The sequence below is a fragment of the uncultured Zhongshania sp. genome, assembly GCF_963975605.1.
GTDB lineage: Bacteria > Pseudomonadota > Gammaproteobacteria > Pseudomonadales > Spongiibacteraceae > Spongiibacter > Spongiibacter aquimaris.
Genome location: NZ_CAXBHN010000004.1, coordinates 116,035 through 140,285 on the forward strand (window position 1 = coordinate 116,035; position 24,251 = coordinate 140,285).

Sequence of the window (24,251 nt, forward strand, 5' to 3'; positions counted from 1 at the left end):
CGAATCAATGGGAGTATGGCTTCCACCGCTATGTTGGCGCCGCAGGCGCGAAAATAGACACTTATTCATAGCCCGCTTAGCTGTTAGAATAAGCGCCCTTAACTTATACACCCGCTGTACAGAGACCTGACACCGCCAATGGACCACCAATACGCCCCACGCGACATCGAAACCTGCGCTCAACAATTCTGGCAGGAGCAAAACAGCTTCGCCGCCGTTGAAGATACCAGCCGCGAAAAATATTACTGCCTGGCGATGTTCCCCTACCCCAGCGGCAAATTGCATATGGGTCATGTGCGCAACTACAGCATTGCCGATGTCATCTCGCGCTACCAGCGCATGCTGGGCAAGAACGTGTTGCAGCCTATGGGCTGGGATGCCTTTGGTTTACCGGCTGAAAACGCGGCGGTCAAAAACAAAACCGCACCGGCTAAGTGGACGGTTGAAAACATCGCCTATATGCGCGACCAGCTTAAGCAACTTGGTTTTGCCTATGACTGGCAGCGCGAGTTTGCCACTTGCAAGTCCGATTACTATCGCTGGGAACAGTGGTTCTTCACCCGTCTTTACGAAAAAGGCATGGTCTACAAAAAGACCTCGGCGGTGAACTGGTGCCCCGTCGACGAAACCGTGTTGGCCAATGAGCAGGTTATCGACGGCTGCTGCTGGCGCTGCGACACCCAGGTTCAGCGCAAAGAAATCCCCCAGTGGTTTATTAAAATCACCAGCTACGCAGATCAATTAGTGAATGATTTGGATCAGCTCGACGGCTGGCCAGAGCAAGTTAAGACCATGCAGCGCAATTGGATTGGCCGTTCACAGGGCGTGCAAATGCGCTTTGATCTGGACGCTCCTGTCGCGGGCATGGGCGGTTTTGAAGTCTACACAACCCGTCCAGATACCCTTATGGGTGTTACCTACGTGAGCCTAGCAGCAGAACACCCCATTGCCCTGGAGCTCGCCAAAAGTAATCCCGCGCTGGCCGCCTTCATCGACGAGTGCCGCAATAGCTCGGTCGCCGAGGCCGACATGGCGACCATGGAAAAGAAAGGCATGTTCACCGGCCTTGACGCTCGCCACCCGATAACCGGTGACGCTGTGCAGGTTTGGATCGCTAACTATGTGCTGATGGATTACGGCACCGGCGCGGTCATGGCGGTACCCGGCCACGATCAGCGCGATTACGAGTTCGCGAAAAAATACGACCTCGCTATCAACCAAGTTATCGCCCCCGAAAATGGCGACACCGTCAATTTGGAAGACGGCGCCTTCACCGACAAAGGTATATTGGTTAATTCAGCTGCCTTCGACGGACTAAATTTTGACGCGGCGTTTAAAGCGATTTCTGATGAACTCGTCGCGCAGGGTAAAGGTAAAGTCACGACCAATTACCGCCTTCGCGACTGGGGTGTTTCCCGCCAGCGTTACTGGGGCGCGCCAATCCCGATCTTTAATTTACCCGACGGCGGCGAAATTGCCGTGCCGGCTCACAAGCTCCCGATCCTGTTACCAGAAGACGTGGAAATGGACGGCGTGCAGTCGCCCATCAAGGCCGACCCGGAGTGGCGCAAAGACGAACTCGACGGCGTCGCGGTCGAGCGCGAAACCGATACCTTCGACACCTTTATGGAGTCCAGCTGGTACTACGCGCGTTTTACCTGTCCCGACTTTGAAGACGGCATGCTTGATCGCGACCGCGCGAACTACTGGCTGCCAGTAGACCAGTATGTCGGCGGTATTGAACACGCCATTCTTCATCTTTTATACGCGCGCTTCTTTCACAAATTAATGCGCGACGAAGGCCTGCTGGATTCTGACGAGCCGTTTAAGCAGCTACTCTGCCAAGGCATGGTCTTGAAAGACGGCAGCAAAATGTCCAAATCCAAGGGCAACACCGTTGACCCGCAAGCCTTAATTGAGCAATACGGTGCCGACACGGTGCGCCTATTTATTATGTTTGCCGCGCCACCAGAGCAAAGCCTTGAGTGGTCTGACAGCGCAGTAGAAGGTTCGCACCGGTTCTTAAAGCGCCTGTGGAAACTAGCCGCAACCCACCTAGAAGCCGGTTCAGCGCCAGCGCTAACACCAGAAAATCTGAGTGGCCCGCAGCAGGATTTACGCCGCAAAACTCATGAAACCATCGCCAAAGTCAGCGATGATTTCGGCCGCCGCCTGACCTTCAACACCGCAATTGCAGCAGTAATGGAACTGGTAAATGATGTCAGCCGCTTCCAGCGCCAAAGCGAACAATGCCTGGCCGTTGAGCGCGAAGCCATTGAAGCCACTGTGCGCCTGCTCGCCCCCATTGTGCCGCATATCAGCCACCAACTTTGGCTGAACCTGGGCCACAGCGATGCGGTTATCGATGCGCCTTGGCCGCAGGTAGATGAGTCTGCCCTGGTGCGTAACACCATTGAAATGGCGGTGCAGGTCAATGGTAAACTGCGTGCTACCATTGAAGTCGCGGCCGATGCAGATGGCGAGAGCATTAAAAAACTAGCCCGTGAGCAAGAGAATGTGCAGCGCTTTCTGACGGACTTAACCATCCGCAAAGAAATTTTGGTCCCCAAAAAACTGGTGAATATCGTTGCTAACTAAGCTGACACGTTTTTCGTTTATCGCTGCAGCCTGCTTAATACTGGCTGGCTGTGGCTTTGCTCTGCGCGGTGACAGCAGTATCGACGCCACGCTACAGCCAATTTACGTTGCCAGTGATCGCGAAAGCCAAGAGCTCAGCTCGTCGCTTAAACGCCAATTCGCCATAAACGATGTCGCAGTTAGCAAGCGCCGCAAAGACGCAAAATTAATAGTTATTGTTAAATTATTAGACGAAGAAAAGCGCAGTGTCGCCCTTGATCGCGAGGCCCGCGACGCCGAGTATGCGCTGTTTGAATCGGCCAGTATTGAACTGCAAAGCCCCGACGGCACGAATCTGCGCGGCCCACACACACTGCAGCAACGTCGCCTGATTGTGAATGACCCCGACAACCCCGTCGGCGAAGAAACCGAGTCCACTATAGTGCGCGCCGAAATGCGCGAGCAGTTGAGTATTCGTCTCGCTCGCCAGGTCGAATTCTGGTCTCATCAACTCCAAGACCAACCCTAATGCGGATTCGTTCGGAACAACTCACCGGACACCTCAGCAAGCAATTGCTGCCTGCCTATTTGATCACTGGCGACGAGCTACTTATTACCCAAGAGTGTTGCGACACCATTCGCCAGCACTGTCGCAAAGAAGGTATTAGCGAACGCGAAGTACTCAATGTTGATCGCAGCTTCGACTGGGCTCAACTGCTAGACTCCGGCCAATCCATGTCTTTATTTGGCGACCGCAAACTCATTGAGCTGCGAATTGGCGATAGCAAAATGGACCAAAAAAGCTCGGCGGCCCTGCAGGAATACCTGGGGCATGCCGACGGCAGTAATATTTTGCTAGTCAGTTGCGGCAAACTCGACAGCCGCAGCATGAACAGCAAATGGGTAAAAGCGCTCGACGCGGCCGGCGCAGTCATTCAAGTGTGGCCAATAGAGCGCCAACACCTGGATAACTGGATCATGCAGCGCATGCGCAAGATCGGCCTCAACGCCGACAGCGACGCAGTGCAACTGTTAGCTGATCGGGTTGAAGGCAATTTACTGGCCGCTGACCAAGAAATTTCTAAACTCAAAATACTGGCGGGCGAGCGCAGCATCACCGCCGACGTCGTCGCCAATGCGGTGGCGAGTAGCGCGCGCTACGATGTGTTTAAACTAATCGACACCGCACTGGCTGGCAATGCTGGTAACGCTCTGCAAATGCTTAATAGCTTGCAGGCTGAAGGGGGCGAAGACATCGCCATGCTCGGCGCGGTAACACGGGAAATTCGCACCCTGTATCAGTGCGCGCAGCAATTAGAACAGGGTGGCGGCATAGATCGCGTATTAGATGGCGCTCGGGTTTGGGACAAGCGCAAAAGTCTCTACAAAAATACCCTGCGCCGTTTGAAAAGCGCCCAGCTCGGCAAACTTCTGCAGCTTGCCACCCGTATAGACGCCGCCCAAAAAGGGCAAAGCAAAGAGAACGCAAGCATCCTCTTTGCTAACTTGGTGTCGCTGTTAGCCGGTCAAAAGCTCGCGGAAAAGCTTTAACCGACAGGTCGGCTTCAGCCGCCGATACCCTCCAAACCACCCGCCAAGCTACCAAATAAACCTTCCAAGGCCGACAGCGGCAAAGTACCCAAGCCCTGCAGTAAAGATGGCAACAATAACGTATCTAGGTCATAAGTCACTTCGCGAACAACAGCCAGCAACGCGGCGCTAATGAACTTTGGACCGAGGCCAATTGCATCACTTACTTCTGCGGGAGCGAATTCTTCAATTGGAATAACTTTCAGAAGTAGATTCGCTAATAAATCGTCGATGGTAGAGACCACAACTTGACCCAACTCGCTGGTACTCACATTGCCCGTTGCATCAATCACGCGTGTAACATCAAATAATAGCTCCGACAGTAAGCTTAGCGATCCGCCCACCACCGGCACGCTACCGCCCTCTTCCTCGATGCTATCAACGATGCCCTGTATGTTTGCCGCCAGCCTGGTCAAAGGATCTGTGAGGCCGCGCAGATCTGCACTAGCGGGATCGTCATCGCTACCCGTTTCACCGGTAAACTGCTCCAGTGCGGCGGCAAGCTGATCAAATGGCGCGGGTAAACCCTCGCTGCCAGCGTCGGGAATCGCATCCTGTAAACTTTGCAATGCATACAGCAAAGCCTGGCTCGCCCGCTCACCACCGGCCAGGGCCAACTCGGGGTTCTGCTCAGTCGCCGCGCCCTGCAAGCCGCTTAGCAGCGAATCGACTACTTCCAGCAGTGCATTGCCTGACTCACCTACCGCCGCGACTAGCCCCGCTAAATTTTCCTCTGGAATCGCCCCAGCCAAACTTGCAAAGCCATCGGCAAACTGGCTTTGCACCGGATCGAGATTGCCCTCTTGATCGTTAATATCAAACTCTGAGGCGCCATCTAAGGGGTTGGTAAAACCGTCGGTCTCCGGCAAACCCATCGCAACTTGCTGGTTTTGCTCACGGCGAAACGCAGGCTGGGGAGCGCTTAGCGAACCCAAGCCGAGGGCCGCGTCGTCAGGGTCAACCTGGTAGACTTCACCGACCATTTTGTCGCCCTTAATCTCGACCCAAACGAAACCGTAGCTGTCGCCCTTTTCATAGTAAACGGCATTGTCGTCACGGTTTTCCAAGCTTCGGGTTTTACTGGCCGCACCAGAGACAATAAAGCCGGTTTTTCCGCAAGATTCGACAGGCAATAACCACTGTAAATCGTGGTCGTGGCCAGCGAAAAAGAAATCCGCTTTATCGCATAGGGTTTCTTCTAAAAATGACTTATAGCGGCTACCCGCCAACACCGGTGCAATAAAACCGGGAATGCCGTCGTAGTTACCTGCATTGCCGTGGCTACCATTAGAAAGGTAAGGATGGTGGGCAAAGGCTATTCTCCATTTTGCTTTGCTGCTGGCCATAGCGGCCTTCAACCACTGCGCCTGAACCAAGCCGTAGTTGTTATACGAGTAGTTTTCATCGCTGTCAGGAAAGCCGCCCGCAATTTGATTTGAATCGACACCGAACAATTCCACTAATGGCGCGGACGCATCACCGCCTTGGGTAAACCGGTAATAACGCGCCGGCATTTTCCAGCGCGACGTCTGCCGAGGCTGCTCTGGGTGCAAGGCATCGCGGTAGTGATAATCGACCTGGAAATCACCATTGGAGTTATTAGCTCCATCGCCACCAAAGAAACCACTGTTGTCATGGTTTCCCAACACCATATAAAAAGGCAGATCGATGGGAGCAAACGGCAGTTCAAACTTTTCTTCAAACTGCGGATCAAGCTCAGAACTCACACCCGATTCGTAAATATTGTCACCGAGCCCCAGCACTAAATCACAGCCCTTAGCCGCGCACACCTTGGCAACGGCCTCGCCCACCGCATAAGCGCCAGCACTGCCGCTGCCGCTATCGCCGAGTAGAACTATTCGCACCACCGGTTCGGCGGCCTCATCGGGGGTTTCATCGGGAGTTTCATCCACTACCCCATCGTCTACTGGTGCTGATCGACTTGAAGACGAACCACCGCAAGCAGCCAAGGTCATGATCAAGGCAATTAGCAGGGGCGTGGCTAGTAATTTATCTCGATAGTTCATTACTTTTCTCTCAACTACTTATATGCGCCGTTAGTGTATAAGTGGCGCCATGTTAATCGCTATTCGCTCGGTCACACTTTGGGATATGACACCGGCGTGTCTTCGACGAGCCGGCTGCTACCGCTGTTCACCGCCAAGCGCTTCACCTTGCTAGATTCAACACCAGATTGCTCGGCCGAATCTATATTCTCCGCGTAATAGAACTCAGCCTGTGCACGCTGATGGGTAACGTCCATCAAAATAAAACCGTGATTCTTCAAGTCGGTATATTTCATATGGGGGTTAACCACCGGCAATACCGCAGAAACCAACTCCGCTGCACCATCAGGGAAACCCGGCGACGTTACGCTGGGCGCCACAAACTCAACTCCCAAGGGCTCATCAAGCACACCGCCGGTCAGCACCGCGCTACTTTTGTAAAGCTCGCTCGCCCAACTGGTATGAATATCACCGGTGAGTACGACCATATTACTGATAGCGTTGTCTTCAACAAAGTCGAGAATCTCTTCACGCTCCACCGGGTAGCCGTCCCACTGATCCATATTCACTGCAACCAAAGGACTAAAATCATTGGTCGGCACACCTGGCAATAAACGCTGAATTTCCAGTAACTGTAATTGGGCAAACATGACTTGCTGGCCAACAAACTTCCACTGCCCCTGCGCGGTCGCTAGCTTATTTTTGAACCACTCCTTCTGAGTTTGACCGAGTAAATCACGCGCATCACTACGCGCCGGATCAACCGGGTTCTCCAACTGTTTTACGCGCCCCTCCAGGCGGGTATCCAGCATAATAAAATCCGCTAAGTCGCCGTAGCGAAAGGCACGATAAATACTGTCTTCGCTCTCCGTTGGCGGGCGAATGGGCATCCATTCAAAGTAGGCCTGAATTGCCTGCGTTTTACGCGCCAACCACTCGCCTTCACCTTCGCTATGATTTTCTGCACCGTCTTTATAAGAATCATTGGCAGACTCATGATCATCCCAAATCGTAATAAAAGGATGGATTAAATGCGCTGCCTGCAAGTCGGCATCTTTACGATAATGGGCGTAGCGACGACGATAATCATCCAACACCAAAATCTCGTGAGGAGGATCTAGCAAGCGTGCCGGATTATCGCCGTATTCACCGTCACCGTACTCGTATATGTAATCGCCCAAATGCAGAACAAAATCGAGATCAGAGCGATTGGCGATCATACGGTATACAGAAAAATAACCATGGGGATAACTGCTACAAGAACACACTGCATAACGCAGACGCTCTGCGTATTGACCCGGCATGGGTAGCGTTTGCGCGCGACCTACCGGCGACTGCTGACTGCCAACGGAGAAGCGATACCAATAGCGCTGCTCGGATAACAAACCCGCCGCATCAAACTTAACCGTGTAATCGCGCTCGGCATTTGTCGTAAAGACTTCTGACAGCACGATCATGTCGAACTCCGGGTCTTCTGCCACTTCGCACAACACATTGATAGCGCCAGCAAATTCAGGCTCTGGCGTAACGCGGGTCCACAGAATCACCCGATCGTCTAAAGGGTCGCCGCTGGCAACGCCATGAATAAATGACACCTCGGTATCCGCTACTGGGGGATTAGACGACGACCCGCGAGATCCAGAGTTGCTGCTACCACCACAGGCTGTCAGAATTGGTACCGCAATAGACGCGGTGGTCATGGCGCGTAGAAAATGTCGTCGTTTCACGTAGAGCTCACTGCTACTGTCATCAAAAAGTAACAGTATGATAACTTTTCGGTGTTACAAATACATTTCAATAACAATTCATCAACATCGAGGGAGAAACACCCCAGCAATGAAAAAGCTTTGTATTCTAGTGACATGCGTCCTATTAGCGGCCTGCAGCAGCAAGCCAATTCCGTTTACGGATTATCTGGTCAAAAATTTACTGCGCGACAACCTCGAAGGAATGGCAAAACCGCCAATTTTCTCGGTCGAAGACATCACCGTAAAAACCCTCGAAAGCACTGAAACCACGGGTATAGCGACCGCTGATGTCAGACTGCGATTCCCTGAAGACTTCGATACGGTTGTGAGTCTGCGTAGACTGGAACCCTTCAACGTAGCCTATCTGCAATACAAAAGTAGCTTTGGCAAATTCACCGCCGGGGAAAGCCAGGTACACCACGCTGAATACCAATTTGAACGCCGCGACGGCAAGTGGTTTATCGTTGGCAGTCGCGCGATTGCCGCTCCAGAGATATTTCACGCAGCGGGTAGTCCAGCGACAAAAGAATAAATAACTCGTGAGATGAGCCGCGCGAGAACGCCAGGTCAGGCACCCAATACCGGAGCGCTCGGTCAAGGCGTTAACATCATCAAGCCGTTTGAACAGTAGCGCCGCTCCCACTATCTACTTGGCGAATTACATAACTCATTGAAATTAATAAAAAACGAGATATGATCAAGGGAAAGGGATACTTGGCAGAAATAAAGGGAATTAGTCTTCGTTTGGCCGACGCTCGCGAATAGCGAGGCCGCTACATCATTGAATTCCCTAGAAACTTTCAGTCACCGTAAAAGCCCGCTCCTTGATAAGGGGGCCAAAGTGATATAAGGCGCAAGTCGTCATAACAAAACTGTTAAGAATTTTTCAGCATCCGAGGAACCCCTATGAACGCAGCAGCATCAGGTAGCGGTACGTTTGGGAGAGACTGGATTTATCAATATAAGAGAATGTTGAGGTCTTTTAATAATCTCCCAGGTGTTAGGCCAAAAACTAACGTCTTTGATGCCGGTGAAATTGAAGACTCATTTATGCACTTCTATCAAGACGCTTACCACCTGAAAGATTGGCTGAAAAACGATGGAACCTCAGCGCCTGTTGTATCCGACATCGAAAACCATATAACCAACGATCAAAATTTGTCGCTTGCTGCGGATTTGGCAAATGGAACTAAACATGGAAAATTGTCCAGCACTCGAACTGGAGATATATCAACAAACATGCTTGAGCTGTCGTTCAGTGGCCCGGTTGATGGATTGGAGGCAAAAATAACTGTCAAGTCAGCCGCTAACAACATTGACGGGGTAAAACTCGCAAAAGATATAGTGGCTTCTTGGGATTCATACCTCCAAGCAAAAGGGCTCCAAGTATAGTGCAAAAATTCTTAACAAGGGCAGGCAATCCGACCCATTTTTCGTTTCGCTTCGCTCCACTACAAATGGTCGGTTGCTGCCGGCGTTAAATGCCTCAGATAGCACAACTTTGCTCAATTTGAAGTACCTGCATAAGTCTACCACTTGCCAATAATCCTGCAATTGTTGTAGTCATTTCAAATATTTCTATTTCTGAAAATTTATTTTTAAGCTTTGTAAAAAAAGCATCATCGATTCGTAAATGATCTTGAATAAATAATTCTGCATATTCAATACCAAGTTTTTCGCTAGCGTTTAATATTTCGCTTTGTTGCCAGTTAGTAACGGCCTCGTAAAACTCCTCATCAATGCCGGCGGATAACAGTTCTGGAAAACGAAATTGAAGGCATATTTGGCATTGGTTAATTTGAGCGACTCGCATCCTTATTGCTTCACGTACTCGAACGTTCAAACTTGACTTTGAGTATATTGCATCGGCCAACACGGCCATTGCGTTACCCATACTAGGCTGCAACCCTAGCAAGCGGATACTCTCCGGGTCATCACCTGCGGGTATATCTATACGTGCCATTATCTCACCCCATCCCTATAGTTACTTTAAGTAACTATTGTTTATCGTCTATGTTAACGTGTCAATAAGGCACTTTTTTGTTACCTAACTATAACTGGGAGACTCGTTGAGAATACGCTATGAAACCGCAACAAAATGGAACGCAAAATAGTATTTTTCCTGATAACGAAAACTGTTCAGTCCGCGATGTTTTATCCAAACTAACAAGCAAATGGCCAATGCTTATTTTATTTGCACTATTGGATGGGCCTGAAAGGTTTTCATCGCTACAACGAAGAATCGAGAATATATCGCGCCGCATGCTGACAATATCACTTAGACAATTAGAGCGTGACGGCTATATAAATCGTCAGGTTTACCCTGAGGTTCCGCCACGAGTGGAATATACGCTTACGAAAATGGGTAACACAGCTACGATTCCACTAATAGAATTGGTAAGTTGGGCTGAGAGAAATCACAATGAAATACGATCTTGTAGAGAAAAGTTTGATGCCGATAAATAGTTTTTCAGTATGTTAGTGTCTGTATTTAATACAGCCAAAGCAAAATACTGTTAATAGAAGCATTTAACCCGGTCACGACTAACATTCCATTAATGGTTTTAAGTTTTTACGCCTTCAAGCTTCGTACAACTAATACGTCTATGTAACACCCCACGTATCCGCACCCTGCGCGCGCAACGATGCCGTTTGCTATATCACCATTCCGCTATGGCTCGGCTGGCCGTCGCCTATCGGCAACGCAAGACAGATCGATAGCAACTCCTTGTAAAGGTAGACAACAGACTTCTTGCCCGCGTTCAGCAAGTCCCCGCTGACCTATAGCGGCGTATTGCCGTCGCTGTTTAGCTACGGTTTCGCCGCAAGACATCTACAAAAATAAATCAAAACAACATAATTCATTGAATATAAACATATTTTCCTAGTGGCACAGCTCTTGCCATAACTCCTTTAAAAAGCAGAAGAGCGGATGCCAACCACCGTCTACACAATGGCGGTGAACTACCCGCTCCGAATCATTACAAGGGGGTAAAATGCAAGCACATAAGAATCGACCCATCATTGTTCTAGGTGGTGACGGCTATCTAGGTTGGCCGCTTACACTGCGCTTAGCGCGCCGTAATCCCGACCAACTGATCATTTCAGTCGACAATTTACTGCGTCGAAAAATGGTCACAGACGTCGGCTCGGAAAGCTTGGTTCCCATCGCCAGCCCCACTGAGCGCCTAACGGCCGCTCGGCGGATTTACGGCGTAAATAATATCGAATTTAGAACCATGGAGGTAAATAGCGACGCCCTACCGACATTGATCCGCGAAGTGAATCCAATCGCCGTTTACCACCTCGCTCAGCAATGCTCCGCGCCATACTCTATGCACAGCAGCGAGAATGCACTATTCACCCTGCGTAATAATGAAGAAGGCAATATGCGCTTGCTGTGGGCTATTCGCGAGTTCGCAGCGGATTGCCACCTTATAAAGCTGGGCACGTTTGGCGAGTACGCCAAATCTGGTTTAGATATTGCTGAGGGCTATTTTCGTCCCACTTACAAAGGTAAAACCGCAACCCGAGACGTGCCTTACCCGCGCCAGTCAGACGATTTCTATCATGCATCAAAGATCAACGACACTAACTATATCTCCATCGCCTGCCGAAGCTGGGGCCTGCGTATCACCGACATTATGCAGTCAACTATATTTGGGGTGTGGACACCGGATATTGGCGAGCACGATGAGCTGCACACCCGACTCGACTATGACGAGTTTTTCGGCACGGTGGTAAATCGATTCTTGGCGCAAGCGGTGAGCAATACCCCGCTAACGGTTTACGGCAGCGGCCATCAGCGCACGGGCCTAATGTCATTAAACGACTCGATCACATCCCTGGCCTCGCTCTGGAAGGAGCCGCCTGCGCTAGGGGAGCATCGAGTCATCAATCACCTCACCGAAGACTCATTCAGCATCAATGAGCTGGCCGACTGTATCAAAGATCTGGGTAAGCAAGCTGGGCTAGACGTCAAGCTAGAACGCGGTGTGTACGATCCTCGCAGCGAGCAGGAGCCCGAAAAGCTGGCGTTCAGAGTCGAGCGTCACCACGTAGAGCAAATGGGTCAGCATGAAAGTTTGACATCAGTTGTCGCAACGACTCTCAAGCTTATGAAACGCTTTAAAAGCCGAATCAATACCGCGTTTTTTGCACCGCAAACCCAATGGCGTAAACAAGATGCGCCCCGCAATACCGTCGTTAATTTACCGGGCGGCAGAACCCCCTCACCAGACCGATTGGAAGATGATCTGGTGTGGGAAAACTTTCGCGCAGTACATTTTCCCTACCGCAATATCAATCTCAATCCAGGTACTTTGGGCAGCCCCTCGCAGGACGTGCTGGACAGCATCACCCATTTTCAATCAGCCGATGTAATGGCCTACCCCCTGCTGCAATATGGCAATGGTCGCAACGCCCTCTACCGAGCGGTGGATCTTGCCCGCGAACTCTGGCCAAGCCCAGAGCACCGCATGCATATCACGGGTAGCGCCTCGCAATGCTCAAATCTATTGGCGCTATCGTTCGCGCGACGTGCGGCAGCCTTAGGGCGGCCAATCAAAGTTCTAGCGACTGCTCACGAACATATCGGCGGTCTCGGCGCCTTTGAGAGCCTGCCGGAATTTGCAGTGCAATATTTGCCGACAGAGGCTCTGCAGTGCAAACAAAGCTTTAGCGATTTTATCGATGAATTTCAGCCCGACATCTGTTTCTTTTCTCATATCGCATACGACAGCGGTCAAGTATTTCCCATTGAAGACTGGGCCAAAATAAGCAAACAAAAATGCCCTGACTGTGACTTTATCGCGGACGTGTCGCAATCTCTCGGTCTGCTATCTCCACCCTTTTCCGGTGTGGATATTGTGTTTGGCAGCTGCCACAAATGGTTATTCGGCCCCCGCGGCACCGGCTTAATGTGGACCACAGCAGACTTCCAAAAACGCCTTGGCGGACTTTATTTCGCCGGCGACCCATTACTCAGCGACCCCGCCGCCGCTGGATTCTCTCCCGCGGGCGGTCAGGACTTTGCTGCGTTAGCGGGTGTTGCCACCGCGCTGCAATTGCACCAGCAAGTTGGCCGAACACGCACACGCCAACGCAGCCGCCACCTTGCCAGCAAATTCCGCAAAGGAGTTCACGCCGAGCTAGAAAGTCGCCAAATAGATCACAGCTTTCTGAGCACCGGCGACGGCGTTATTGGGGAGTCGGGCGTGTTAACTGTGCAGTTTGAACAATACGATCCCTATCCTTTATATCAGGCCATGAATGAACGCGGTGTGCACTGCAAATGCATTAAAGATCTGAGCAAGAGCGGGCAGCCTAGACAACTGCTTCGATTCGGCGTCCCCTACTACGAAACCGAGGCGCGCTTAGAAAAAGCCTTGTCAGTGATGAATCTCTGCCTGCAAAAAACCGCCGACACCAAAGCCAGAAAAACCGCAATACTAACCGGCGTGTAAAACCTAACCTGCAAACCTTAGCGGCGGTATTGCCACGCCAATACCGCCGCTAACTACCTGCCATTAACTACCTACCAATAGCGCTCAACACTTAAGCAACAAATACCCAGATGCCGGATACCGAAATGCTGGGAAGCGACGCTCAATACCTAACCATGCAACCTTCTTAACCAAGCACATAGCTGATGCCTTAACCCAGCGCAATGCCCTCTCCCACGACCAAGCAACTTACCCCTTCCAGCCCTTGTATTGCGGATATTGGTTTTCCCGGTATATTCGCGCGGTGTCGCGCACTGGGACAGGGTCGACCCCTTCCAGCGTTCTGCAACGCAATTGCCGGCCCCATAAAAAAAGGGGCGTCGGATTGGCGCCCCTTTTACGTATCGTTCTTATTTTTGCTAACTTAGGGCTAGGGCGACGTCGCTGCGACTTTCGCACCACCGCCAAACACATCGGCTGAGAACGGCAATGACCAGCGCGGTATACGCGCCGCAATGGGTGTGCCCGAGGTAATACCAAGCTCAAAGCTCTGACCATCCAAGAGACTTGCTTCCACCATTACCGCAGCTGAATCAAGGTCGTACTGATCACGGAACTGCGCCGGCACCGATTCCGTAGACGGATAAACCTTGTCAACCAGCAGCTTTATTGTTGAGCCATCCGCCTTGGCGGCCTCAAACACCATGCCCTTACTTACCCGGCCCTCGGCGGCGGGCGGAAAATACATATAAGCACTTAACTTATTTTTGTCGACCATCTCGACCGCAGTCTCACCGGCGCGCAGAACGTCACCCTTTGCGACTGGCACACGAGCAACCGTGCCGCTGATGGGCGCGCGCAAGTCCAAGCTACTCAGTTGATCCTGAATACTGCCGTGCAGGGACTTTAAGGCGGCGAGGCGGTCTGACAACACTGGCTCAGCCGCTTCCTTTTTATTGTTGCGCAAACTGCTTATCTGACTGCGCGCCGATTCCATCGCAGCTTTGACACGGACGTAATCTGACCACGTTTTATTGTGCTGATTCTGCAGGGTATTCAAGTTCCCTCGCTGCGACGCTCCAGCGTGCACGAGCTCAGTCAGGGCCTCTATCTGCAAGGTCTCTTGATAGTACTGAGATTCGAGAAAATCCTTTTCCGCCTGCAGCGACGTCAGCTCTGCGTGTAATTGAGAGATGCTGCCATCATTGCGCACACTGTCCTGCGCAAGATCACTTTGGATACGAGCGATTTCCGCTTCGTTCTTAGCCAGCGACTGAATCAGCGCAGGAGAACTCAGCTTCGCCAGCAGCTGCCCCTCTTCAACCTGATCAGAAGGACTAACCAATATGTCTTGAATTGATACGGTATCGGTAGCCGATACGGTGTACTGCTTGCCGCTGATAATGCCGTCAGCCTGAAACCAAAATATCTGCTGAAATCCAAAATTTAGCATTGCCGCAAGCAGACCGAGAATAATGACAAAGTATATCCAACGGCCCCACTGGGGCTTCTTCGCCACTGCCACTTCCAGCGGCGGCGATTGCACCGGGCGCGCCGCACTATGCCACTGACGCCAGGGCCGAGCCTCTACACTGCTGGCAGGGCTGGCCGTTTTTGCGAGTTGCTGATTAGGACGCGATGGCAAATTACCGCGACCTTGTTTATCCCGGGAAATATCGTATTGCGATGAATTATTTACCATGGGTCATAGATCCTAGATTGTTTTTGAACGTCGGGAGGTACGTAGGGCTCACGATAGGAAGTGCGAAAAAAGAATTCGTCTAAGTACGCTAATAGACGCACCGTCCTCAGGTAGAAGCCCATGAAAAATCCGTACAAAGGCACATAGGGAAACAGCGCCAATTCCAGCTTCGGGCGCTCGCTCAACGCCAGTGCGACCAGGTAATGAAGGTAGTTAATAGCTGTGTAGAGAAGCGTGACGAAGAACATTAGCGGCCAGAAGATACTCTGGTGCTCGCTGTGCAGCCAGACCAGATAGAACGGAATTGTGACCGTCAGCACCAACTGAAACACAACATCATCCAGCATCGGTAACAAATTTCTAACAGAAAATTTTTGCCGCAATGGATTAAACAGCCAACCGTACTTACGAATCTGAAAGCGAACCATACTGCGATTCCAGCGCAGCTGCTGACGATAATAAGTCCACCACGCATCTGGCGCGTCAGTCATGCACATGGCCTTGGGCGCAAAGGCAACATCGCCACCCGCTAAACGAGTTTTAATAGTGACGTCGCCATCCTCACCGGGGCCAGTGTCCCAGCCACCCGTCGCAAGCAGTGCCGAGCGGCGCAGAGCGCCGAACGCACCAGAAACGATGAATAAAATCCCGAGCATGGCGGAAGCGCGGCGGCCCACGCCAATACTTAAAATATATTGCAGTGCCTGTAAACGCGTCAGTAAATTCGACGGGGCGTTGCGCACCCTCAAATTACCAGCGACCGCAAACACCTTCGGCCGGTAAAACTCAACTAGCAAGTGCCAAATCGAATCACTATCAAAAGTTGAATCTGCATCGCAGATAACAACATATTCGCCGCGCGCCGCCTGAAGGGCGAAGTTAGACGCCGACGATTTCCCACCCCGCATACGATGATTAAAAAACCGAATCCAACCCTTAGCCGCGAGCCGCCGACCCACGGCATCCATGCCGTCAGTCGAGCCGTCGCTGACGACAATAATTTCGAAATTTGGGTAGCTTTGCTCACGCAGTGCTAACACCGTAGTTTCCAGCGTTTCACACTCATTGAAACCCGGCAACAATACCGACACCAATGGCGGCTGCAGCTCAAGCTGACGGCGAAACGCAACTTTGGCGCGGGACTCAGGCATCGCGGCCTGAAACAACACCACCAATTCCGTCAACAGGTAGCGAGGTATCGACAGCAGTAAAAACGGCCAGAGCATAAGAAATAAATCCGCTGGCGGCATACTCATAAATATTTGAATACTGCGACTCATAAACGCAGTGATGCTCGCTATCACATCGTACATGTCAGCGCTCCCGCGAGACGAAGCTTTCAGTGCGCAGGTTTGTCATCGCATTGCCGCCATAGAATACGCTTGCCTTCCGTCAATTCCGGTAATCATTAACGTCACACCGAGACGCTGCGCCGCATAGGCTTCAAGCTCTTCACTATCGAGGAAGTCCGCGCCGTCTTCCGGCATCAAAATTAAAAACTCATTGTCACCGGTGTTAACGATAACGTCTTGGTCGCGAAGCATCTCCCGCATGACACTGCGTATCTCACCAAAAATACCGCTATCGAGTGTACTTTCTGTCAGCCCGGAATCGACAATAACGGCACGTAGCACCGTCATCGAACGACCATTTTTAGCTGCGATATCCATCACCCGCTTAGCCAGCTCCTCTGCATACATTGCTGACAAGCCGACGCTCTCAGAATCGGGACCGGCTATTGCCGCCGCCGGATTCCAGTTACCGCGGGCGGCCACATTGGCACCCGTAGATGAAATACTGTAAGCACAAATTTTTACCGAGTGGAGTTCTGCCGGAGAGTGGTAACTATTGCAGTCTGCACACCACGCTGCCAACACCGGCTCAGAGGCCCAAAAATGACACTCGCCACACACCGTAAAACGACCTGGGCGATTGTATTCCACCCCGATGTGCCGAATACCGCCGTGACATTTAGGACACTGCCGCTGACCGTCAACTACAAACGCTGACTCTGGCGCGACATGGCCGCAGCGAAAATGGTGAATGGATTCTTCGGTGGTCAGATTAGTAGTATGGCACTCGGGGCATAACTCTTTCACCGCGACCCGAAAACTTTCACAATCTGGGCAGGTAAATAATTTGTCGATATGCTGCGACTCCAGTAATCCGCGTTCGGCAAGATCTTGCAAGATGTCGCGGGTATCGTAGGTCGGCATATTCAGCAGTGATTCCGCAAGCGAAAATCGGTAGGCAATATTACTGCGCGCATCGACGATAGGCTCGATGGCACGACGGCGGGAATACAGAAACTGCATCATCGTCATTGCGGTATCCTGCGGGGCCAATTTTAGTTGGCGCAAATGCATCGCCAAGGTTTCTAGCATCACCGCTGTATCTTGCAACTCCTCCAATCCCGGACGAGGAGGCAAAACGATATCGGCAAGTCGATCGATCTCGGGTTCGAGATAATCGGCGTTGATCCCCACAATGGCGATGGGCCGCAATGCCGATTGCGGTTGCGCCCGCTGCTCGCGCAAATACGACAGGATTTTCTGCTGATCATAACCAATGATCACCAGCGGCAATTGCGCCAGCGGCACTCCGTCTTTATCCTCCAGCGGCTCGCCCAGTACTGATCGCACCGCGAATGCCTCATCGGTGCCGCGCTCAAACTCCCAGAGTTCCAAGACTTCATATTGTTTAAGCGCGCTTTTTTTGGCGCCACTACCTTTACCTTCCAGAACTTTTACCATGTCAAAACCTTATCGAATTAGCATGAATTCAAATTTCACTGCTACCGCACGACGATAGAGGTGCGCAAAGTGAATGACTGATTTCGGGATTGGTCGGCATAGCTTCTTGGATGATATATTCCGGATCAATCAAGCCCCACGTCAGTACATTTTTCATCCACTCAGCCCGCTGCTCCCATGTTTTTGCAACACTGACCCAGAATTTTGCCGACTGAATTTCCACCTCCCACGGTTCTGGTGCCCGACCAGACTGAGGCGACGCGGCACGGCGCTCCATTGTCTCTAGCAAACGAGCTTGCTGACGCAGGTCTTCTTGCGCCTGATTAAGAACAGCCAGCGACCGCGACCATTCATCGCGCAGATCGACCAGCGAGTCCTGCGAGCTGCGAATGGCTGCCTGTGCGTCAAATTGGGCAGCGCGTGCCTGTAATTCAGCGGCTTTACGTTTATGACTATCGCGACTACCCAAGGGTAAAACCATTGTCGCACCATACTGGGTCCCCTCTTCTGTCGCGCCGATATCACCGACTTCCTGCACTACATAGCCACCGTGCACTGAAAATTCAAAACCGTTGCCACGCAAGCTTCGCGCTTGATGCTGAAATGCGCGGGCCTTTGACTGAAGGCTTTTTGTGCCAGGGTTTTTTAGCGCAATTTGATAAATACGATCGGCGTCTGGCGGTGTTGACGGCAGCGATAAAAAATAGGGAGGCAGATTCGGAACGTCCGGAATAAGTGGAGAGATTGCTTTTAAATTATTACTAATCGAACTTTTAAGTATGATCGCCTCGGCTACATTACTCGGAGTCGCCTTAGTTATCTCTGGCATTCCCGCGTCTTCAGAAATCTTCAGCTTACGATTTGCACTGTCAATTTTGACCAATGCATTCTTCAAGGCTTCCCGACGAAATTTCAAAGACCACACGGTGACAGTGTCCTCCAACAACCGTGAGGAGGACGCTACCGCGGCGAGCTCCAACTCGTATTCAACTTGCTGTGCGGTCGCCTCCGCGCTATCTATTTTGGCACCACGTCGCGCCAGAAGATGCATTAAGTCCAATGACAGACGCGCCTCTGAATACTCTTCAAGACTAGTGAACGAACCGCTATTTTGCGCTCCTCCGCCGCCAGGATAGCGGGTGTGAGATGCACTTAAAGACAAACCCAAATCCCCCCTCTCCGCATGGGAGTTTTCGCGCTCCGCCTCAAGCCTTACCGAACCAGCTTCAATCTCAGGCGATTTCTGGGCTACGCGTTTCAGCTCACTGAGAAATACCAGCCACATCGCGCCGGGTTGATTGGCCATTTGCTGACTGGAAATACCCGCCGCTTTCGCCGCATCTGCGCGAAACACATCTTGCTCAGTTGCGGTATCCACACCTTGTTCGGCCGACTGTGTAGACACATCGTTAGGCTGTGCATGCAGAGTACAGGCAGAGCTGAGAGCAAACGCAAGCAGGGCCTTCGGCAGAAGCGACGTGGCGCTTCCACCACCCACAGAATGTCGAATATTTGTTAGCCTCAAGATATTTTGCATTTGGTTTTCCACCAAGTACTCCTTACTTTTTGTTAAAAATTTATGCTTATAAACACCACGCCAACCCCTGCGCGGCACCTTGCGCAACAGCGTCGCGAAATACACCGAATTCCCTCATGACAAGTCAGTATCGCTTCACCGGCATTCGCTCTGGTGGCAAGTTGTATGCCATCGCGCTGAAACCACCGCGCGACGAGGACTGTGTGAAATCTCTTTAGCGCGACTGGAAAACTGGAGGTTTTTTTATTATTTTTATGTTGCTCACAGGCAACAGGCCATCCACCCGAAACCTGCATACCGCCTAAAACAAAGGGTTTTAGGGCGTCGCTGTGCAGCGACAAAATGCCAATCCCGACCGAAAATACAAATCTCAATTAGCCGCAATGTCGGTATATTTACGCTACACGTCTCACTAATTCACAAAAATTGAACTTTTTTCTAGCCCGAAAATTGCATAGCGACAGTAGCTACATTTTATACAGCGTAATTCCGCAGTTCCCCGCGAGGTTCTACCAGTAGGAAGAGACGCGTGTTTTGTTCTATAAAAATAGGATTTAAAATTTGTGAATAAACCAACAAACACCGGCGGCGCGAACGCACTTGTCAACAGTCATGACTCCGGTTATCCAGTTAGCATTGGGGAGCTTCGTCAGGCAATAGCGATGGAAATTCGCAGCCTAGAATTTCGCAGCGCAACTATCCACCATCAAATGCGCGGCTCAAAAGCCAGGACATCAAATCAATACAAAGGCAGTACAAACAGAAGTAAAAGCGGAAGTGCTAACGAAAGTGCAAGAGAGGGAGCACCCGTAGAAAAATACGATTTTCCCGTCATCTCCAATGCCGACCCTGCGCTCCAAGCGCGGCTGCAAAGAAATTATTTGCTCGCGAAGCAAAAACTAAACGAACTGACAAATAAGATAACTCGTCACGAGAAAAGCCTACAGCAACATCACGTAGTTGTTCGAATATTTATGCACGCATTTGTAAATCGTGATTACGGCCTTGAACTAATACACCAAAAGGTTCGCGCCGAGCGCCAACTGAATCGCGCTATCGCCGCGATTGAAACCGTCAGTGTTACCTTCAAGCAACAACGTGGTCAGAGACGAGAACGGGAATTTAAAAATAATAATAAAGGCAATCAAGTATCTCAGCTAGAAGAGCGCAAACTATCGATAATCCTGAGCTTCTTAACCTCAGAGCTGGCCGCGCGTCGCGAACTCCAAAACCTATTGGTGGGCGTCGCCAATGACGCCGTGGTTCACGTTCCCAGCCCAGATCTGGATGCGACTATTCGCCATCCCAGCCTTCACCGAGATATTGTGTCGCTAAAAAAACAAGGCAAGTTGCGATTGCTTCGCGCCCACTAGGAATCTCACTCTCAGGAAATTTAAAGCAAGTAAGCGAGTATTAAATCCATCAGGAACGCAGCTAACGTGTTGTGTTGTAACAACAGAAATTAGATTGCAAGCGCAGCCCAAATCAATCCCACCACCGCAACACCGAGCAAACATGCGCGGTTGCGACCATGGCACAGGATTTGCCTTTTCGACAATCAAGACGCTGGCGATGTTGTGATAAGCACAAGATGCCAGCATTGCGATTAAAGATACGGAGCTTAAGATAAATATGTGTGGACTAATGGCAGCAATCGCCCAGCGCGATATCGTTCCCCTCCTCATAGACGGCTTGCGCAGCCTTGAGTACCGAGGCTATGACTCTGCAGGCGTAGCCACGCTTGGCTGCGATGGCTTAATTAAAGAACGCACCGTAGGCAAAGTTGAGGCACTCGCTAGCCGCCTGGCCGCTACCGGCATGTCCGGCACAATGGGGATAGGCCATACGCGCTGGGCCACCCACGGCAGACCCGATGAGCTTAACGCGCACCCCCATGTCTCGACAGGTATGGTCGCTGTAGTTCACAACGGCATTATTGAGAATCATGAAAGCTTGAAGGCGACGCTGATTGAGCACGGCTACGTGTTTGAGTCAGAGACCGACACCGAAGTGATCGCCCACCGTATTCACTTTCACCTGCAACATAGCTCGTCACTATTACGCGCTGTACGAACTACCTGCGCCGAGCTGCAGGGGGCGTTTTCTATCGCCGCCATGTCCACCGGCGACCCTGAAAAAATTGTGGTGGCACGCAGTGGCAGTCCGCTGGTAATCGGAATAGGCAAAGATGAAAATTTTGTCGCGTCCGACGCCAATGCGCTATTGGCAGTTACTCGCCAATTAATCTACTTAGAAGAAGGCGATGTTGCGGAAATCACTAGTTCGGCCGTCGCCGTCACCGACAGCAGCGGCCAGTATGTCACTCGCCAAGCACAACGATCAGAGTACTCACGTCACGATGTTGGCAAAGGCCGCTACCCGCACTATATGCTCAAGGAGATTTTTGAGCAAAGCCGCGCCGTATCCGATGCCCTTGCGCCAGCGCTTGGCGAAGAACACATTTTGGGGACGGCATTTGGCGACAGCGCGGAAGCCTTGCTGGCGGATATTGAAAACGTACAGATTATCGCCTGCGGCACGAGCTATCACGCGGGGCTCATCGGCTCCTACCTTATTGAGGGGATGGCCAAACTACCCTGTCGAGTGGAGCAGGCGAGCGAATACCGCTATCGAGACCCCATAGTGCCCGCAAAAACACTTTGCATTGCACTTTCACAATCCGGCGAAACCGCTGACACACTCGCCGCCGTTCGCTTTGCCCGCAGCAAGGGATACGCCGCCGCCCTGTCAATCTGCAACGTCGCCGACAGCTCCCTGACACGGGAGTCCGAATTAAGCTTTATGACCCGAGCCGGCCCAGAGATTGGGGTCGCGTCGACTAAATCTTTCACCACCCAATTAGCGGCACTCAAGTGTTTGGCTATTGTCTTGGCGCGTCGAAAGATGTCCGACCCACGCGACGAGGCGGGCTTAGTTGCGGCGCTGCACACCCTGACCAAAGCAATCGATGAGGTGCTGCAGCTTGACGACACAATCCGCGATCACTCTCAGCATTTAGCGCAATTCGATCACGCGCTATTCCTCGGCCGCGGAGCCATGTACCCCGTTGCTATGGAGGGCGCACTCAAGCTCAAAGAAATCTCCTACATTCACGCCGAGGCCTACCCAGCAGGCGAGCTAAAGCATGGGCCACTGGCCCTGGTAGATCCACAAATGCCGGTCATCGCACTGGTTCCCAACGATAGCGTGCTGGGAAAAATGCGCAGTAATTTAGAAGAAGTGCGCGCCCGTGACGGACGTTTAACTATTTTTGCCGATCCCAATTGCGGTCTAAAAAGTGACGATCACTGCACGGTAATTACCCTGCCCAAAGTCGACTCCTTGATTGCACCACTGATCTACTCAATTCCCCTGCAACTGCTTGCCTATCATGTCGCAGTTGCGCGGGGAACCAATGTCGATCAGCCCCGCAATTTAGCCAAATCCGTCACAGTCGAGTGATATATGAGCGGATTTATCGCAAACCATAATCTACCCAATGGGCTATTTATGTTTGATGTAGTTGTATTGGCGGCCGGCAAAGGCAGCCGAATGAAATCTATAACCCCTAAAGTTCTGCACCCAATAGCGGGTAAGCCGATGCTGAAGTGGGCAACTGAGGCCGCTAAAACTAGCGGCGCAAAGACAGTGCACCTCGTACTGGGCTTTGGCCGCGAACAAATCATTCCAGCGCTGCACGATATTGATTTGCAGCTTGCTTTTCAGGACGAACAGCTCGGTACTGGACATGCTGTGGCGCAGGCCTTAACACATGTTTCCAACTGTGATGTCGTAGTTATCACTTACGGCGATGTGCCTTTGCTTAAGCCTGAAACCATTCAAAAAATGGCGAATTTGGCCGCTGACGGGTCACTGGCAATCTTGACCGAATTCCTCAGCGAGCCCGCCGGCTATGGCCGTATTATTCGAGACAATGGATTTATTAAAGCTATCGTGGAAGACAAGGATGCCTCGGAGCAGCAAAAGCAAATCACTGAAATTAATACTGGGGTATTGGCCGCGCCAACATCGTTATTACAACAATGGCTACCGCGCTTATCAGCCAACAATGCGCAGGGAGAATATTATTTAACCGATATTGTGGCGATGGCTGAAGCAGACGGTATACCCATTCAAGCGGCGCACCCGACAAATAGTATTGAGACTCGCGGTGTAAATAGTCGCCTACAGCTGGCGACTTTAGAGCGAGACTACCAACTTAATTCAGCCCATCAATTTTTAGATGCCGGCGTTGGGATTATAGATCCCGCGCGGTTTGACGTGCGGGGTGATTTGCAAGTTTCACAAGACGTCAGCATTGATGTGAACTGTATTTTTGAAGGTCGCGTGGTTATTGAAGCCGGTGTTTCAATCGGTCCAAATTGCTTAATTAAAAATAGCCATATCGGTCGTCAATGCAGAATAGAAGCTAACTCTATCGTAGAAGACAGCATCATGGACGAGGCCTGCACCGTAGGTCCGTTTGCTCGACTGCGCCCCGGAACACGTCTTGCGAACCGCGTAAAAGTAGGAAATTTTGTTGAAACTAAAAAAGTATCTGTGGGCGTCGGGTCAAAAATAAATCATTTGAGTTACGTGGGTGACGCAATCATCGGCGAGCGTGTCAACGTCGGCGCAGGAGCCATTACTTGCAACTACGACGGCGTGAATAAACATATTACCGAGATTGGCGACGGTGCGTTTATCGGCTCGAATTGCGCTTTAGTTGCGCCGGTAAAAATTAGTCGACGGGTAACGGTCGGCGCCGGATCAGTGCTTACCGAAGATGTGCAAGAAGATAGTTTAGCGCTGGCGCGTGGCCGTCAACGAAATATCAAAAATTGGGTTAGCCCAGCCAAAAAACTGAGTGTATGACCAACAAAAAACAAAGGTG

General features: G+C 51.3%; 17 protein-coding genes. 10 read left to right on the forward strand and 7 right to left on the reverse strand.

From position 1 onward, the window contains the following. Nucleotides 1–138: 138 nt before the first annotated feature. From leuS to holA, 3 genes are read left to right on the forward strand one after another with little or no spacing between them, the layout of a single operon-like run. On the forward strand, nucleotides 139–2,598 hold the full coding sequence (gene leuS / locus AAC007_RS06055) for a leucine--tRNA ligase (protein WP_339675251.1): 2,460 nt from the start codon (nucleotides 139–141) through the stop codon (nucleotides 2,596–2,598). Continuing rightward, nucleotides 2,588–3,106, forward strand: coding sequence for an LPS assembly lipoprotein LptE (gene lptE, locus AAC007_RS06060; RefSeq protein WP_295873845.1), 519 nt, complete (start codon nucleotides 2,588–2,590; stop codon nucleotides 3,104–3,106). Before leuS ends, lptE begins: the two co-directional genes overlap by 11 nt. Then, nucleotides 3,106–4,128: a DNA polymerase III subunit delta gene (gene holA, locus AAC007_RS06065; protein ID WP_295873847.1), complete on the forward strand. Its 1,023-nt coding sequence runs from the start codon at nucleotides 3,106–3,108 to the stop codon at nucleotides 4,126–4,128. The genes lptE and holA overlap by 1 nt, the downstream gene beginning before the upstream one ends. A 14-nt stretch (nucleotides 4,129–4,142) precedes the next feature. Here holA and AAC007_RS06070 read toward each other — a convergent pair whose 3' ends face one another. Together AAC007_RS06070 and AAC007_RS06075 are read right to left on the reverse strand one after the other, a co-directional pair. Beyond that, nucleotides 4,143–6,194, reverse strand: coding sequence for a metallophosphoesterase (locus tag AAC007_RS06070; protein ID WP_339675255.1), 2,052 nt, complete (start codon nucleotides 6,192–6,194; stop codon nucleotides 4,143–4,145). Between the two features lie 71 nt (nucleotides 6,195–6,265). Further along, entirely contained in the window at nucleotides 6,266–7,900 is a 1,635-nt protein-coding gene (locus AAC007_RS06075; RefSeq protein WP_339675257.1) for an alkaline phosphatase D family protein, read from the reverse strand. Between the two features lie 109 nt (nucleotides 7,901–8,009). Here AAC007_RS06075 and AAC007_RS06080 point away from each other — a divergent pair, with 109 nt between their 5' ends. After that, nucleotides 8,010–8,453 (forward strand): hypothetical protein, encoded by a 444-nt coding sequence (locus AAC007_RS06080; RefSeq protein ID WP_339675259.1) that lies wholly within the window; start codon nucleotides 8,010–8,012, stop codon nucleotides 8,451–8,453. A 374-nt stretch (nucleotides 8,454–8,827) separates the two neighbouring features. After that, nucleotides 8,828–9,313, forward strand: a complete 486-nt coding sequence (locus AAC007_RS06085) for a hypothetical protein (protein ID WP_339675261.1) — start codon at nucleotides 8,828–8,830, stop codon at nucleotides 9,311–9,313. 94 nt (nucleotides 9,314–9,407) lie between these two features. Here AAC007_RS06085 and AAC007_RS06090 read toward each other — a convergent pair whose 3' ends face one another. Further along, entirely contained in the window at nucleotides 9,408–9,884 is a 477-nt protein-coding gene (locus AAC007_RS06090) for a carboxymuconolactone decarboxylase family protein (protein ID WP_339675263.1), read from the reverse strand. Between the two features lie 119 nt (nucleotides 9,885–10,003). Here AAC007_RS06090 and AAC007_RS06095 point away from each other — a divergent pair, with 119 nt between their 5' ends. Both AAC007_RS06095 and AAC007_RS06100 read left to right on the forward strand, forming a co-directional pair. Beyond that, nucleotides 10,004–10,387, forward strand: coding sequence for a helix-turn-helix domain-containing protein (locus AAC007_RS06095; RefSeq protein ID WP_339675264.1), 384 nt, complete (start codon nucleotides 10,004–10,006; stop codon nucleotides 10,385–10,387). 530 nt (nucleotides 10,388–10,917) lie between these two features. Continuing rightward, complete coding sequence (locus AAC007_RS06100; protein ID WP_339675267.1) at nucleotides 10,918–13,386, forward strand: aminotransferase class V-fold PLP-dependent enzyme; 2,469 nt, start codon at nucleotides 10,918–10,920, stop codon at nucleotides 13,384–13,386. A 409-nt stretch (nucleotides 13,387–13,795) separates the two neighbouring features. Here AAC007_RS06100 and AAC007_RS06105 read toward each other — a convergent pair whose 3' ends face one another. From AAC007_RS06105 to AAC007_RS06120, 4 genes are read right to left on the reverse strand one after another with little or no spacing between them, the layout of a single operon-like run. Beyond that, nucleotides 13,796–15,067, reverse strand: a complete 1,272-nt coding sequence (locus tag AAC007_RS06105; RefSeq protein WP_295873865.1) for an HlyD family efflux transporter periplasmic adaptor subunit — start codon at nucleotides 15,065–15,067, stop codon at nucleotides 13,796–13,798. Beyond that, nucleotides 15,061–16,380, reverse strand: a complete 1,320-nt coding sequence (locus AAC007_RS06110) for a glycosyltransferase (RefSeq protein ID WP_295873867.1) — start codon at nucleotides 16,378–16,380, stop codon at nucleotides 15,061–15,063. The genes AAC007_RS06105 and AAC007_RS06110 overlap by 7 nt, the downstream gene beginning before the upstream one ends. 42 nt (nucleotides 16,381–16,422) lie before the next feature. Then, nucleotides 16,423–17,820, reverse strand: coding sequence for a hypothetical protein (locus tag AAC007_RS06115; RefSeq protein WP_295873868.1), 1,398 nt, complete (start codon nucleotides 17,818–17,820; stop codon nucleotides 16,423–16,425). A 28-nt stretch (nucleotides 17,821–17,848) separates the two neighbouring features. Next, nucleotides 17,849–19,357 carry a TolC family protein gene (locus AAC007_RS06120; protein ID WP_339675273.1) on the reverse strand — a complete coding sequence of 503 codons (1,509 nt, stop codon included), beginning with the start codon at nucleotides 19,355–19,357 and terminating at the stop codon, nucleotides 17,849–17,851. A 563-nt stretch (nucleotides 19,358–19,920) separates the two neighbouring features. On the opposite strand from AAC007_RS06120, the gene AAC007_RS06125 reads away from it, so the two are divergent. The 3 genes from AAC007_RS06125 to glmU all read left to right on the forward strand — a co-directional run bounded on the left by AAC007_RS06125 (nucleotide 19,921) and on the right by glmU (nucleotide 24,232). Continuing rightward, nucleotides 19,921–20,730 carry a hypothetical protein gene (locus AAC007_RS06125; RefSeq protein ID WP_339675275.1) on the forward strand — a complete coding sequence of 270 codons (810 nt, stop codon included), beginning with the start codon at nucleotides 19,921–19,923 and terminating at the stop codon, nucleotides 20,728–20,730. A gap of 259 nt (nucleotides 20,731–20,989) precedes the next feature. Next, complete coding sequence (glmS, locus tag AAC007_RS06130) at nucleotides 20,990–22,819, forward strand: glutamine--fructose-6-phosphate transaminase (isomerizing) (RefSeq protein ID WP_295873871.1); 1,830 nt, start codon at nucleotides 20,990–20,992, stop codon at nucleotides 22,817–22,819. 48 nt (nucleotides 22,820–22,867) lie between these two features. After that, nucleotides 22,868–24,232, forward strand: coding sequence for a bifunctional UDP-N-acetylglucosamine diphosphorylase/glucosamine-1-phosphate N-acetyltransferase GlmU (gene glmU, locus AAC007_RS06135; protein WP_339675277.1), 1,365 nt, complete (start codon nucleotides 22,868–22,870; stop codon nucleotides 24,230–24,232). Nucleotides 24,233–24,251: the final 19 nt, after the last annotated feature.